Origin of the sequence: Aureibaculum sp. 2308TA14-22, from assembly GCF_040538665.1 — a bacterium.
Classification (GTDB): Bacteria; Bacteroidota; Bacteroidia; order Flavobacteriales; family Flavobacteriaceae; genus Aureibaculum.
The window spans coordinates 404,349-418,156 of sequence record NZ_JBEWXT010000001.1; the positions used below are offsets into that span (position 1 = coordinate 404,349).

Genomic DNA, 13,808 nt, shown 5'->3' on the forward strand with positions numbered 1-13,808 from the left:
TAAGAAAATTCAAAACAATGAATAAAGAATCCCTAATATCATCCTTAAAAAGAATTGTAAAGCCTTACATTCAAGATGAAGAGGAATTTGAAAATTTGACAGAGGAAACCGATTTTATCAATGACTTAAAAATAAATTCTGCCAATTTAGTTGATGTGGTTTTAGATTTAGAAGATGAATTTAATATTGAAATTGACAATGACGCTATGGAAAAAATGTTAAATGTAAAAGCGGCAATTGAAATTGTTGAAACCAAATTAGCAGAAAAATGATAGGTAACGATATTGTAGATTTAAATTTGGCTAAAACGCAAAGCAATTGGCAACGAAAAGGGTTTTTAGATAAAGTATTTACCAAAAAAGAACAAAAATTAATCAGTAGAGCTGATGATTCTTTTAGAATGGTTTGGCTGTTGTGGAGTATGAAAGAAAGTGCATATAAAAGTTATAGCAGACAAAATAATATACGGTTTTATGGACCACGGAAGTTTGAATGTGAAGTGAACAATTTAAAAGGAACAGTTACCATTAATAACACGATCTATTTTACGACATCTACCATCAGTAGCAATTGCATTCATACCATTGCGACTTTGAACACTAAAGAAACAATTACTACCGATTTTTTTAGGTTAAAAAGTGATGATTATTTAATACAGCACACTACCACACATCGGTATTTAAAATCTGCGATTTCAAATCAATATAATATCCCAATTACGCAACTTAAAATAGAAAAAGATAATACAGGAGTTCCGCATATCAAGTATTTGTGTGCCATTTCGAGCCTTTCGGCTTCGCTCAAGACAGGCTCGGTCGAGAAGTCGTCGATTTCAATATCCCATCACGGTTATTACGGTGCTTATTCATTTATACAATGAAGGAAGTAAAACAACAACTTTTTAAAGCTTGTCAAGATTTTGTTTTGGAGAAAGAAAAGACGGTAAAAAAAATCATTTCTTCTAACCAAAACGCTTTACATTCCGAAACTAAAAGTAGTGCAGGAGACAAACATGAAACAGGCAGAGCAATGTTACAATTGGAAATGGAAAAAGCGGGTCAACAACTTGCTGTTGTTGATAAAATGAAAATGACTTTGGAAAGAGTTGTTCTTAATGATAATTCTGAAATAGTAAAATTGGGGAGTTTGGTCACAACTAATAAACATCATTATTTTTTGGCAATTAGTGTAGGGGAAATCCAAATAGATAATGAAAAATATTATGCTGTTTCTATTGCTTCTCCTATAGGGAAACTATTGTTAGGTAAAAAAGTTGGTGATGAATTTACGTTTAAAGGAAGAACTGTAATTGAAAAAATTATCTGAAACTATTTTGTTTTTTTACCAATAACTCCATCTTTCACTTCAAGAAAAATCTCTTTATTTTCTTCTAACTTTTTATCATTTTCAAAATAAATATTCCTTTCTTTAAAATCTGCCTCGATCAAATAATAATTCCCTTTAAAATAACACTTTTTTATAATTGCTTTTAGGTTAGATTTCTTAACTAATTGAAGTTCGTGGGCGTAAACAATTACAGTTTTGTCTTTATCAGAATCTGAAATGTCCGATAGCCTAAACTCATTAAATTCCGAAAAGAAAGAAGCGGTTAATTTGTTTTTGGGCTCTTGGTATAGCCTTTGGGGCGTATCTAAATCTACTTTTTTACCTTGGTGGATAATCAACATATTATCGGCAAAAGAAAGCACATCTTCTTGGTCGTGCGTGGCTAGGATTGCAGTAATATTATTTTCTTTAAGATGGGCAAATAGTTTTCTCCGCAAACTACGTTTTCTAAAATTATCAATATGGCTAAAAGGCTCATCTAATAATAGTATTTCAGGTTGATTAGCCAATGCTTTTGCTAAAGCCACACGTTGTTTTTGTCCACCGCTTAAAAATCTGACTTTGGTTTTTGCAAATGCTTCTAACTCTACAACTTTAATAAGTTCGTTGGTACGCTTTTGTTTTTCCTTTAGGTAAAAATTAGAGAGGAATTCACCAATGTTTGCTTCTACTGTGGTTGATGACATTAAATCAAATTCTTGAGAAAGAAATTTCATATACTCTGGTCCCGTAATCAGATTGAATTTTGGGCCAAGAATTTCTTGGTCTTTCCATAATAATTGCCCTTTATCAAGATCATATTGTCCATAAAGTAATTTTAATAAAGTGCTTTTTCCAGAACCGCTTTCACCAACTACTGCCAACACCTCACCCTGTGTTACATTAAAACTGATGTCTTGTAAAACGGGTGTTTTATAATAACTAAAGGAAATGTTTTTTACTCGGAGCATGGTCATTTTAAGGTTGTTAGGTCGAGCGGAGTCGAGACCTCATTGAGTCGTTGTATTAGACAACCTCTTGACTCCGCACTACGTAACATTTAGTTATAAAAAATTACTTTGTGGCATTGTTTAATCTAACATCTAAAATTTTAGAAATATTATCACCTATTTCAAGGGCTTTATTTTTATTTTCTGTTGAAAGTAATGTGATATGCTTATTTCTCTTGTAAAATAAATTAAGTTTAAAAATTATACTTGAAGTATGAGCAGCATTTCCTCCTGCGGCTCTGAAACGACTAGTTTTTATGGTTTCAAAAACAGAAACATATTCAATATCAGGTAAAGATTTCCATTTTCCGAATTTTATTCCATACCAAGAAGTTAATTCTCTATATTTCATATCTAAAAGATTAAGTTCTACCCCATCTTGCATAAGAAAATACAATGCTATTCCAATAAAAATAAAACCTTGTATTAATCCTCCAGATATAATAATAAATAATCCTAATCCTAAAATAATCGAGAAGAATATCTTTTTAAAAATTGACATTTCTTCAATAAAAACAAAATTCTTTCCCAAATTAATCCTTAAAACCAGTCTTTAATTCTTTAACACCCATATTATAAAGTGTGAAACCAAAAATATCAGCATATTGTTCTATGGTTTTTGCAACTGGAGTTCCAGCTCCATGACCTGCATTGGTTTCAATTCTGATTAAAGTTGGATTAGTACCTGATTGTTTATCTTGCAATTCCGCCGCGAATTTAAAACTATGTGCCGGTACAACCCTGTCATCATGATCTCCGGTAGTAACCAAAGTAGCTGGATATTCAACTCCCTCTTTTACATTATGTACTGGGGAATATCCTTTTAAATATTCAAACATTTCTTTGCTTTGGTCGGCAGTTCCATAATCGTAAGCCCATCCAGCACCAGCTGTAAATGTGTGATAGCGTAACATATCCAATACACCAACAGCTGGTAATGCTACCTTCATTAAATCAGGACGTTGTGTCATAGTTGCACCAACCAAAAGACCGCCATTTGAACCACCACGAATAGCTAAATAATCTGATGAAGTATATTTTTCAGCGATTAAATACTCGGCCGCGGCTATAAAATCGTCAAATACATTTTGCTTTTTTTGTTGTGTTCCGGCATCGTGCCACGCTTTTCCATATTCTCCTCCTCCACGTAAATTGGGTACAGCATATACGCCGCCCTGTTCCAACCACACTGTGTTGGCAATGCTGAAGCTCGGGGTTAGACTGATATTAAACCCACCGTAACCGTACAAAAGCGTTGGGTTTTTACCGTTCAACTCCACACCTTTTTTATGAGTAATAATCATAGGTACTTTTGTACCGTCTTTTGAGGTGTAAAAAATTTGCTTTGACTCAAAGTTACTGCTGTCGTAACCTGCAATTTCAGGCTTCTTATATACCTCATATTCCCCACTTTTTGGATCGAGTTTGTAAATAGTACCAGGTGTAATATAATTTGAGAAAGAAAAATACAACTCTTTAGCTTCTTTTTTACCACCAAATCCACCTGCCGAACCTACTCCGGGTAGTTTTACTTCACGGATTTGTTTTCCGTCCATATCGTATTGATACACTTTTGAAACGGCATCAACCATATATTCAGCAAAGAAATACCCTGCACCAGTACTAGGGCTTAACACATTTTCTGTTTCTGGGATAAAATCTTTCCAGTTTTCAGAAGATGGGTTGGAAGCATCTACAGTCACTACTTTCTGGTTTGGGGCATTCATATTAGTAACAATATAGAGTTTACTCCCAATATTATCGATGATATAAGAATCACTATCGTAATTGTCAACTAGGGTTTTTAATGTACCGCTTTTATCTTGCAAATCTTTGATAAAAAGTTTATTACCAGATGTTGAAGTTGATGCAGAAATAATTAAATATCTTTCATCTTCAGTAACACCACCACCAACATATCTATTTTTTTCAGCAGCTGTACCACCAAAAATAAGTTGGTCGTCTTTTTGTGATGTGCCTAATTTGTGATAGTACAATTTATGCTGGTCTGTTTTTGCAGAAAGCTCACTTCCTTTGGGTTTGTCGTAACTGGAATAGTAAAAGCCTTCATTGCCTTTCCAAGACACACCACTAAATTTTATATCGATTAAAGTATCTTCCTTAATATCTTTAGAGACAGCATCCATTACGATGACTTTACGCCAATCTGATCCACCTTCTGAAATGGAATATGCTGCTAATTTTCCATTTTTTGAAAAGGATAATCCCGCCAAAGAGGTAGTTGCATCTTCGGAAAACGTATTTGGATCTAAAAACACTTCAGGTTCTTCATCTCCTTTTTGGCGATAAACTACATATTGATTTTGCAATCCATCATTTTTATAGAAATACGTGTAATCTCCTTCTTTGAAAGGAGCGGAATATTTCTCATAGTTCCATAGTTTTTCCAAGCGTTTTTTAAGAGGATCACGATAAGGAATTTGGTCTAAATATCCAAAAGTTACTTTATTTTGAGCTTCCACCCATTGTCCTGTTTCATCTGACATATCATCCTCTAACCATCGATAAGGGTCTTTTACATCAGTACCAAAATAATTAGTAATGGTATCTACTTTTTTAGTTTCAGGATAGGACAATGCGATTTGTTCTTCAGCTTTGTTTTCAGTTTTACAAGACATTATGAATACAGCAATTAAGATAAGAAAAGGGAATTTGTTACTCACATTTCTTATATTTTTTTTATTGAGTTCGTGATTTTTCTTTGAAAAGTTCATGAGATAAGTATTTTAGTTTGAGTGAGACAAAAATACATAAAAAAAGCATATCCAAAAAGATATGCTTTTGTCATTGAATATGTTGTAGGTTAATCAAATAAGGCTTTAAATTTATCCCAATAGGCATAAATTAACACAAAATTTAAAACAGCTACCAAAGCAGCTGGAGCTATGGTCGCCATATCAAATTTTAAATGGAATGCAACAATATTCACTGATATAGGCACAAGCCATGCCAATGCAAAACCTTTCCATTTGTTAATCAGTAATAAAATTCCCGGAATAAGTTCAGACAGAGCAATTAATGGGAACATATAACCAGTTTGACCCAATGCGTGCATAAAACTACCTTCTGGTGGTGCATCCATTGGAATAAAATGAAAAAACTTATTGGCTCCAAAAATGACCAAAACCAATCCTAATAATATTCTTAATACTAGTGTTACTTTTGAATTCATAATAAATTATTTTAGTAGGTTAACTTATTTAGACGTACAAATTACAAAATGCTAACAAAATGTAACCTAAGTTACAGTATTCTAATATAAAACACGTCAATTTGTCGGGTTATAGTAACGGAATAGTTATTGATTCTTTAATAAAAATAAATTTAAAGCATGACAGAATTATTGACAAAAGAAACTTTTTTAGAAAAAGTTTTTAATTACGAAAAAAACAAGGAATGGAAATTTGAGGGCGATGTACCTTGTATTATTGATTTTTATGCAGATTGGTGCGGACCTTGTAAAATGATTGCACCAGTTTTAGAACAATTGAGCGAAGAATACGAAGGCAAAATAAATATTTACAAGGTTGACACAGAAAAAGAACAAGAACTCTCTGCAGCATTTGCTATTAGAAGTATTCCTTCTATGTTGTTTTGCCCATCAGAAGGTCAGCCGCAAATGGCACAAGGTGCGTTGCCAAAACAACAATTGGAGCAGATCATTGAAGATGTGTTGAAGGTGAAGAAGTAAATAGATAGAGATTTAATAAAAGCCATTAAAAATGGCTTTTATTTTTTGGTCTTAGCTTAAACTAGCGATGCACTAAAAACATGACTTAATTAAATATTTTATTCATCTACTTTTTGTAATAGACCAAATTTGGCAAATTGGTCTATTAAAAAATCGGCATATCTGATGAATCCTAAATCGGTAAAGTGCACTCCGTCAACTGTTCCTTCATGGTCTTCTCCTGTAGCACTTTTACTATCAATATAATAGATGTTTTTAAATCCATTTTTGATCATTTTTGTGAATTCAGTTTTTAGGGCCTTATTCTTTTTACCAATATTTAAATTCATCTTTTTATTTAGAACAGAAGGTTCGTAAATGAAGTTTTCTACAAAAACAATTGCTGTTTCAGGATGCTTTTCTCTTATGGTTTTTACGAGAGGAACGGTTCTGTCTGCGACTTCTTCAGCATTCATGTTTGGTAAACATTCAATAACATAAAAATTAGGGTTTAATTCTGATATTAGTTCATTTATGGGTTGTTCCATTTTTCCATTTCCACTAAACCCAAAATTTATGCAGTCCATATTTAATTTTCTGGAAATAATGTTAGTATGTACCATTCCAGGACGAGATGCACAACCGCCTTGTGTTATGCTTGTTCCATAAAATACTATTGATTTAGGGTTACGCTTTAGTGGTTTTTTGATTACACTATTTGAATCAACACCTACTTCAATAGTGACAATGCCATCATATAGCGGTAAAAACATTTTAAATTCTCGCATTTTAGTTGGCATGTTATTTATTAGCAGAGCTTCATTGTCAATACCCGTTGGGCGAGCAGTATTTAAATATTGCCAAGTATTCTCGCTATTAAAATATAAATCAATGCCTTTAATTCCAGTTTCAGCCATGTGATTCATTTTGAAATCATTTAGAACAGTCCATTTTACACTAATACTTGTAGTATTAGAATAAAACCGAATTGACATGCCTGCTGAGCTTTTAGACAACTCCCACACAGGTTTTCTTACAATTTCCTTATAGGATGCAGGTAGCCTGTCATAACTATTCTCTTTAAGCGAATCAGCAATTTTGGTACCCTCCAACATAAAATAATCTTTACCAAAATAGATTACTTTATTTGACTCTTGCGAAGTGCTTAAGAGGGGTAAACTTAAAAATAGCAGCGTTAAAAAATGGGTAAATGATGTTTTGTGTTTTTTTGTTAGTATTTCGTTATTTTTCATTTTGTTTATTCCTTTAAGTAGAACCACTTATATTATAATTCAAATTTATTCTGTAAGATTAACCTGCCATGAAATACCATATTTATCCTCACACCATCCAAATTTTTTACCAAAGCCATAATCTCCTGAACCTTTGTAGTTTTCAAGAGGAACCATTATCTGACCTCCATTTGAAGAAAGTTTTTCGAATAAGGTTTGTATCTCATTTTCAGAGTTACATTCAACAAACAATGATACACCTGGCGTGAATGACCAAGCGTGATTATAATTACTTTCGGAAACCATGTACTTAGTATTATTTAATGTAAATTCTCCATATTTTATAAGCTCTGGTGTTCCTCCAGCTTCTCCCTCTGAATATTTTATGAGGCTGTTAATTTCCGAATTTGGAAAGATAGAAGTATAGAAATTTATAGCTTCTTCAGCCTTTCCGCATTGATTACCTACAAATGTTAAAAATGTTGTTATTTTCATCTTTTTTTAATTTTAATTCAAACCAAACTTTTCAATTATTATACTTTTTTAAATTTACGACTATAGATAATAACTGAATGAATTCCAACGTGTTTGTATATGATTTCATCAGTACTTAGTTTTGAGACAAGTCTGCCTTACATACAATAGATTTCTGCCCAGTTCTTGCCTTATTGTTTGTAATATTTATTTTGGCACCATCATTTTCAAGATACCAAAAGTTTTCCTTCACATTATCAATTGGGCTAATTGGTAATTCAAAAGGAATATTTGAGATTTTGTTCTGATTTTCAAAACTGTTATTGAAGAGTATTGAATTACCAGATAATGTTTGTAAACCAATTTCTAGATCATCAAAGTAAACTTCTGTTGCACCTTTATTCCCTTGAGCAAATTCTTGTGAGCGTATCGCGAAAGTATAATAGGTAAGAGAAGGTTTGTCAAAAGGGATATAATTTGGATAATCCAGTTGAAAACCATTTAAGTCAAACTCTTGATAGATGCCACCACCAACTAGTTTGACTGAAATAAATTCCCTGATTCCAAAATCAGCTGCAATGGTCATTTCATACCAAGTATTTGGTCGTAATTCTTGTCCAATGTCTCTTGTTTCCCAATTTTCATTGATAGTTGGCACGCCTGACAAGTTTTCTGGTGAACCAGTTCTAAACCAAAAAGTACCATTACGCTGAAATCCTGCAAGCGACATCCAGTCGGCTCCTTCAAAATGGATAGGGGTGTTAACACCCTCAAGCCACTCGATGTCCAGACCAAAAATAACATCAGCTGCCAAATCAGATTCAAAATAAAAATAACCCTTCACATAGGCTTTATCTGGATTTTGAAAGAAATCATTTAATTCTTGGCCGCTATATGCAAAGGCAACTGCGATACTGTTTATAAATTCTAAAGTATTGGATTTACTACCTTCATCATTTGAACAAGCTACAAAGATTATTGAAAGAATGAAGTATTTTATCTGTTTCATCATATAGGTGCTAACGCAATTGTGTATAATTTCGTTACGTGAGAACTAAGTTAGCAAAAAAGGACGAACGATTCATATTGTTAACGGCAGGCTTTTTCTTTATTATTCGCAACATGCTTATTAAAACAGATTCATATCTCTTCATTCATATAAAATACACGCTAATTTTCTGATGCTAAAGTTATTTTCCAACTTATGCCAAATTTATCAACGCACTGACCATAGTAAGCACCCCAGAATGTCATACCTACGGGTACTTTTATTTGTCCATTTTGAGAAAGTTCGCCAAAGAGCCGGTCAACTTCTTCCTTACTATCAGTGTGAATAATCAGCGTAAAGGTTTTATAATGTACCATTTCTGCATATGCCAATGAGTTATCTGAACCATTTAGCATTGTCTCTTTACTCAAAGGCAAGGTGACATGCATAATTTTCTCATCAGACTCTTGAAAAATATTTCTTGCTGGTTTCGGTACGTCTTTGTATTTACTAATATGACTGATTTCTTTACGAAAAACTGATTCATAAAAAGTAAATGCTTCTTCACAATTTCCGTCAAAGTAAATGTATGGATTTATTGTTATCATAGAATTTAATTTTTGGATATTCATTCTATTTTGCTTACCGATAACGGTCTCGGCTATGAGTAGTTGCGTGGTTTAGCGGTTAACTTTGCAAGTACACACCAAACTGAAAATCCGGGAGGATTTTCAGAAGTAGGCGAGAACAAGCAATTACTTATAGCCATTGTTGTAACCAGTTATTTTTATTCGTTTTATTTGATTTTCTATTTGTAATTCCGTGTTCTTAAGTTCATTTTGGTCAAGTCCATTATATATTGAGAAGAAATTTTCCTTATCAGATTCAGATTCCTTTTCTAAAACAAACTCAATTCCGACAAGAACATATTCTGACTCATTATTATTCTTATAAAAATCATATGTCAAAATATTAATTTCAGTAATTACCTTATTTAGATTTTTACTTAACTCTATTTTCGGGTTTTCTTTCCAAGATAATGGCATTTCATCTCCACTTCCATACCAATTCAGTTTTTCAGATAGTTCAAACGAGTTTATAGTCATACTAAAATCGTCCAATTGATAAGCTGTGAATTCAAATCTTTGTCCATCTATTTTAAGAACTACAGGTCCATCTGCTAACCATTCGTTTTCGTTCAAGTCCCACATTAACCAATAGTGTTCGATTTTTTTTCCAATTAATTTGGTAAGAGTTTTTTCAAACTCATTTTTGAAACTTTTTCCACTTCTGTGAAATTTTGGTTTATATGATGGAATTCCGAGCATTCTGTTGTAATCAGTTTTTTTAATTCACTAATGTCATATAACCCAAAACATCATATGTGTCGTATTTTTTTTGATATTTTAATCTAATTCCAATGTTTTTATAGTCAGTAAGAATTTCTAAAACACAATCAGCTTTGTTATCGCCATAAGGTTCAGATAAGTCACCTTTTTTTATTCTCAACTCATAGGTTTTTAAACTATCTGTCAATTCTATCAATTTATTATTTAGTCCTTCTCTAATTCTTATTTCGGAATGATTATATGACGAACCTTTTGCCGGTGGGTTATTCAAAATATCGTGTCCTATTTTAAGAATTCTTTCTTCATCAATTTTTTCAAAATGTGAACAAGAAAAAATTACAAAAGTGATGATTGTTGTCAAAAAAAATTTCATTGGTGTTAATTGGTTACAACGGCTCAGTATATGAAAAGTAGCGCTGGGAATAAGCGTTAACTTTTCGGATGAAACACAAGCCGAATTTTTAAATTTTACTATTTATCTTTTTTATTGGAAATCATCAAATTTAAAAATTTGGCGACTTTCCAAAAATGACCAAACCATAGTGTTAGCAAAGACTTACGCTATTTTTTATATACATTGTTGTGGGCAGTTTTTTACCACCTTCCCATTTCTTCAAGATTCTCTATATCGTAATATTTCTTTTCTTCAAATCCATCTTCGTATGCTTTTTGAAATAATGATATTACCTTATTCTCATTTTCATCAATATCAGCTGGATTAAGATTATCGAACCTATTTTTTACAACCTCTTTATCTATTCCAGGATAAAATTGATATTCGGCAAGTTGATATCCGACTCTACTGTTAGAAGTCATCCAGCTACGTTTAATAGATAACCAAACATACTTAACTAAATCGTGGTCGTTCTCAATTAGTTTATCAAAATTTGCCTCGTAATGTTCTTTATAACTTTTATAGACAGTATCCAATATTAATCCAATTTCATCTTCGGCTAAAAATTCGCTTTCAATTAAAATCTTGTCAAAAAGTTCTTTTGCTATTGAGTTTCTTTTAGACAGAATTTTTTCGATAAATTCCAAGTCACTCTCTTTTTCGAATTTGAAAAGATAATACCATTCGTTACTTGAATATAATTTACCGTTTTCAGATTGGTTGTTCGCATATAATATTCTATCGCCTAAATAGAATGAAGCAAAACTTACATTTCTTTCTAAATGAGAGAGGATAAGTTTTCTTCTAACTTCAATATCGTTAATATCATATAACATATTAGAAGCATAATGTAATACTGTTGTTAAATCAGAACCTATGCCCCAAAACATACCCTTTTTATGTGGTAAGTTTTTTGAATAAATTAAAATAGATTCAATGATTTTTTGTTGCTTAAATTCATCACAGCCTTTGCTTTTTATTTTAACCCAATTAAGGAATTGAAATAATTGTCCTTTTTGTTGTACATTTTTTAAAATGTCTTCATTTTCTTCGGCTGAATTTTCATTTATGAAGCTTTCAAAAACATATTCTTGAATGTCAAAATTTGACAATTGAAGATTAAAATATCTGTTGAAATAACTTTCGTTTGCAACTCTTTTACCTCTAATTAAGTCTTCAGGTGTATTTGCATTGAAGCTATATGAAGAGTCAACTATAAATAATCTTCTTAATATTTGTTTAATTAAATCATTAAATTCTATACTTTCAATAAAAGCGTCGGTAGATTGCTCATCATTGTTAGAGCGAAAATTAAAATTATTGATATTGTTATCACTTTTGTATACTAAACTTTTTTTATTATCTATGATAAACTTGTAAGCTTTTTGGTCAAATACTCTTAAAGACTCAATTAATAAAAAATCCAAGATGTTTAATTCATTCACTATTGAAGGTAAACGTAACTTTATACTATTATTAAACCTGTAGATATCTCTTAATGAAGAAAAAAAGTTAATAAACGGTTCACTTTTAATAGATTCATTTAATTCTTTAATTTTATCAGTTATCTCATCATCATTAAAAAGTATATTTAAATTATCTATGAACAATCTTGATATATCTTCTTTGGAAATTGAAGGTAACGTGTAATCGACTTGAACAATTTTTTCAATATATTTTTTTCCATTTTCGCCGAATTGATTTTCTAATGCCGTCTGAACTACATTTTGGTCATAAGCTAAAATAAAAATCGTGTTCGCGAAATTCCCGTTTAATTTAATTAATTGAAAAATATCAGTTATTTCATTAGGTGTTAACCTGTCGATATCATCGATAGTAATATATAATTTTACTTTTGATTCAATTAAAATGTTATCAATTTCCTTTTTCAGTTCGGAAAGTTCTTTTTCTTTTCCTGCTTTTTTAAAAATATTTTTTAATGATTTTAATGCCTCTCCAGCCCCAGAATGTACGTAATTAACCCAATTCAAGTATTCTAAAAATTCAGCTATTTTCTTTGAAGCATTTTTTAGTTTTTCAGAGTTGTTTTTTAATTTTAGAATTAACTCTCTTAAGAATACACTTTGTAATTCCTTTTGACCAGAAAACATCCAAGGATTGAATCTTAAAACAATAATCTCTTGATTTATACTTGAAGAGATTTCTTCAACTTCGTTAATAATGAAATTCAGCAAAGTTGATTTTCCAGAACCCCAAGTCCCATTAATTCCAAGGACAATACTTTCATTATTGTCCTTAAAAGATTTAACCAAACCAGATGCTATTTCATATGCGAATGGATGCCTACCTAATTTATCGGTTGAATTTTCTTTTAATGGTAAATCTGTATGCATTTACTGGTTTTTTTAAATTGCCCACAACGGTAAAGTATAAGCGTAGTGCGGGTTTCAAAGCACTTTACTTTCAGTTTGCACTATTGCTTGTTAATATCTAATTCGTTCATTTTAAGCACTTCACCCCGCATTACGTTTATACATTGTTACCTGCTGGCATTTCTTTCAATTTATTTAATATTCTTCTATTTCGTCTCTCAATTAAGTCTAAAGTATGAACTCTGTAATCATTGTATTCTTCGGCTGTTAAAGGCAAAGGTGAACGATTAAAATTATCAAATGGCAAAGCAAAATTCACTTCTCTATCTTTTGTCAGAAAGTCCTGTAGTTGAAAAAAATCAATATATCCATCAAAACTCTCAAAAAGAGCAAAAAAATCATCGTATCTCTCAATAGCTTTACTCAATGGACTCTGCATATTTTCATAAAATCTTTTGATACATTCAATTGTCAAGTCAAATCTATCACAAATTAATCTACTAACTCCTCTGGCTTGATTTATAGTAAATCCATCTTTTCTATGAGCAGGAAAAACAATATGTCCTCCTATTGTTCTAACTTTATTCTGGAAATTTTCTTCTTGAGATTCACTTAACCAACCGTTAAATTTCCCTTTGTATTTCCCAACAAAATGAGGACACATTCTATCACTTGACAAGTTCATATACAACTTGTTTTTCAATAAGAATCGTCCATATTTATCTCCAATCACCTTAAAATCAAATGATTTTCCGCAAGGCAGAGTTTTATTCCATAAAGTTTGGTGAGCTTCATATAATTTTAAGCTATCCGTATCTGGGTCTCCACACTTAGAGTCCAATCTAAAATCATATGTTATATCAATTACATTCATTTCTTACTTTCTCTGCTCCCTGCTCTCTACTCTGTCTTTGCTTGCAGGTAACAACTGTATAACCGCATTGCGGTTATATCGTTTATAATTGCAAGATACTTATTTAATTTAATACTAATGGTCAAAAGCATTACTAT

General features: G+C 31.6%; 16 protein-coding genes. 4 read left to right on the top strand and 12 right to left on the bottom strand.

Annotated elements, in window-relative coordinates:
* Positions 1-17 precede the first annotated feature (17 nt).
* The 3 genes from U5A88_RS01755 to U5A88_RS01765 are packed head-to-tail and all read left to right on the top strand — an operon-like array spanning position 18 to position 1,326.
* Positions 18-272 carry a phosphopantetheine-binding protein gene (locus tag U5A88_RS01755; RefSeq protein WP_354203323.1) on the top strand — a complete coding sequence of 85 codons (255 nt, stop codon included), beginning with the start codon at positions 18-20 and terminating at the stop codon, positions 270-272.
* Complete coding sequence (locus U5A88_RS01760; protein ID WP_354203324.1) at positions 269-880, top strand: 4'-phosphopantetheinyl transferase family protein; 612 nt, start codon at positions 269-271, stop codon at positions 878-880. Before U5A88_RS01755 ends, U5A88_RS01760 begins: the two co-directional genes overlap by 4 nt.
* Positions 877-1,326, top strand: a complete 450-nt coding sequence (locus tag U5A88_RS01765) for a GreA/GreB family elongation factor (RefSeq protein ID WP_354203325.1) — start codon at positions 877-879, stop codon at positions 1,324-1,326. The genes U5A88_RS01760 and U5A88_RS01765 overlap by 4 nt, the downstream gene beginning before the upstream one ends.
* 2 nt (positions 1,327-1,328) lie before the next feature.
* On the opposite strand, the gene U5A88_RS01770 is transcribed toward U5A88_RS01765, so the two are convergent.
* From U5A88_RS01770 to U5A88_RS01785, 4 genes are all read right to left on the bottom strand, one after another.
* Positions 1,329-2,303: an ABC transporter ATP-binding protein gene (locus U5A88_RS01770; protein WP_354203326.1), complete on the bottom strand. Its 975-nt coding sequence runs from the start codon at positions 2,301-2,303 to the stop codon at positions 1,329-1,331.
* Positions 2,304-2,400: 97 nt separating this feature from the next.
* On the bottom strand, positions 2,401-2,868 hold the full coding sequence (locus U5A88_RS01775; RefSeq protein ID WP_354203327.1) for a hypothetical protein: 468 nt from the start codon (positions 2,866-2,868) through the stop codon (positions 2,401-2,403).
* Between the two features lies 1 nt (position 2,869).
* A complete protein-coding gene (locus tag U5A88_RS01780) occupies positions 2,870-4,975 on the bottom strand; it encodes a prolyl oligopeptidase family serine peptidase (protein WP_354208107.1) in 2,106 nt (701 codons plus the stop codon).
* 185 nt (positions 4,976-5,160) lie between these two features.
* Positions 5,161-5,529: a DoxX family membrane protein gene (locus tag U5A88_RS01785; protein WP_354203328.1), complete on the bottom strand. Its 369-nt coding sequence runs from the start codon at positions 5,527-5,529 to the stop codon at positions 5,161-5,163.
* A gap of 159 nt (positions 5,530-5,688) precedes the next feature.
* Between U5A88_RS01785 and trxA the strand changes: the two genes are divergently transcribed.
* Positions 5,689-6,048 (top strand): thioredoxin, encoded by a 360-nt coding sequence (gene trxA / locus U5A88_RS01790; protein ID WP_354203329.1) that lies wholly within the window; start codon positions 5,689-5,691, stop codon positions 6,046-6,048.
* Between the two features lie 98 nt (positions 6,049-6,146).
* Here the strand turns inward: trxA and U5A88_RS01795 are convergent, their stop codons facing one another.
* The 8 genes from U5A88_RS01795 to U5A88_RS01830 form a co-directional block, all read right to left on the bottom strand.
* On the bottom strand, positions 6,147-7,280 hold the full coding sequence (locus U5A88_RS01795; protein WP_354203330.1) for an SGNH/GDSL hydrolase family protein: 1,134 nt from the start codon (positions 7,278-7,280) through the stop codon (positions 6,147-6,149).
* Between the two features lie 45 nt (positions 7,281-7,325).
* Positions 7,326-7,754, bottom strand: coding sequence for a VOC family protein (locus tag U5A88_RS01800; RefSeq protein WP_354203331.1), 429 nt, complete (start codon positions 7,752-7,754; stop codon positions 7,326-7,328).
* 115 nt (positions 7,755-7,869) lie between these two features.
* Entirely contained in the window at positions 7,870-8,745 is an 876-nt protein-coding gene (locus tag U5A88_RS01805) for a hypothetical protein (RefSeq protein WP_354203332.1), read from the bottom strand.
* Positions 8,746-8,903: 158 nt separating this feature from the next.
* Positions 8,904-9,329 (bottom strand): VOC family protein, encoded by a 426-nt coding sequence (locus U5A88_RS01810; RefSeq protein ID WP_354203333.1) that lies wholly within the window; start codon positions 9,327-9,329, stop codon positions 8,904-8,906.
* A gap of 147 nt (positions 9,330-9,476) precedes the next feature.
* On the bottom strand, positions 9,477-10,049 hold the full coding sequence (locus U5A88_RS01815; RefSeq protein ID WP_354203334.1) for a hypothetical protein: 573 nt from the start codon (positions 10,047-10,049) through the stop codon (positions 9,477-9,479).
* Positions 10,050-10,068: 19 nt separating this feature from the next.
* Positions 10,069-10,443, bottom strand: coding sequence for a hypothetical protein (locus U5A88_RS01820; protein WP_354203335.1), 375 nt, complete (start codon positions 10,441-10,443; stop codon positions 10,069-10,071).
* A gap of 221 nt (positions 10,444-10,664) precedes the next feature.
* Positions 10,665-12,818, bottom strand: coding sequence for a KAP family P-loop NTPase fold protein (locus U5A88_RS01825; RefSeq protein ID WP_354203336.1), 2,154 nt, complete (start codon positions 12,816-12,818; stop codon positions 10,665-10,667).
* Positions 12,819-12,954: 136 nt separating this feature from the next.
* Complete coding sequence (locus U5A88_RS01830; protein ID WP_354203337.1) at positions 12,955-13,671, bottom strand: DUF6994 family protein; 717 nt, start codon at positions 13,669-13,671, stop codon at positions 12,955-12,957.
* Positions 13,672-13,808: the final 137 nt, after the last annotated feature.

Coding starts and splice junctions, on each gene's coding strand:
- U5A88_RS01755 (WP_354203323.1), top strand. CDS start 18: ATGAATAAAGAATCCCTAATATCATCCTTAAAAAGAATTGTAAAGCCT.
- U5A88_RS01760 (WP_354203324.1), top strand. CDS start 269: ATGATAGGTAACGATATTGTAGATTTAAATTTGGCTAAAACGCAAAGC.
- U5A88_RS01765 (WP_354203325.1), top strand. CDS start 877: ATGAAGGAAGTAAAACAACAACTTTTTAAAGCTTGTCAAGATTTTGTT.
- U5A88_RS01770 (WP_354203326.1), bottom strand. CDS start 2,303: ATGACCATGCTCCGAGTAAAAAACATTTCCTTTAGTTATTATAAAACA.
- U5A88_RS01780 (WP_354208107.1), bottom strand. CDS start 4,975: ATGTCTTGTAAAACTGAAAACAAAGCTGAAGAACAAATCGCATTGTCC.
- U5A88_RS01785 (WP_354203328.1), bottom strand. CDS start 5,529: ATGAATTCAAAAGTAACACTAGTATTAAGAATATTATTAGGATTGGTT.
- trxA (WP_354203329.1), top strand. CDS start 5,689: ATGACAGAATTATTGACAAAAGAAACTTTTTTAGAAAAAGTTTTTAAT.
- U5A88_RS01795 (WP_354203330.1), bottom strand. CDS start 7,280: ATGAAAAATAACGAAATACTAACAAAAAAACACAAAACATCATTTACC.
- U5A88_RS01800 (WP_354203331.1), bottom strand. CDS start 7,754: ATGAAAATAACAACATTTTTAACATTTGTAGGTAATCAATGCGGAAAG.
- U5A88_RS01805 (WP_354203332.1), bottom strand. CDS start 8,745: ATGATGAAACAGATAAAATACTTCATTCTTTCAATAATCTTTGTAGCT.
- U5A88_RS01810 (WP_354203333.1), bottom strand. CDS start 9,329: ATGATAACAATAAATCCATACATTTACTTTGACGGAAATTGTGAAGAA.
- U5A88_RS01815 (WP_354203334.1), bottom strand. CDS start 10,049: ATGCTCGGAATTCCATCATATAAACCAAAATTTCACAGAAGTGGAAAA.
- U5A88_RS01820 (WP_354203335.1), bottom strand. CDS start 10,443: ATGAAATTTTTTTTGACAACAATCATCACTTTTGTAATTTTTTCTTGT.
- U5A88_RS01825 (WP_354203336.1), bottom strand. CDS start 12,818: ATGCATACAGATTTACCATTAAAAGAAAATTCAACCGATAAATTAGGT.
- U5A88_RS01830 (WP_354203337.1), bottom strand. CDS start 13,671: ATGAATGTAATTGATATAACATATGATTTTAGATTGGACTCTAAGTGT.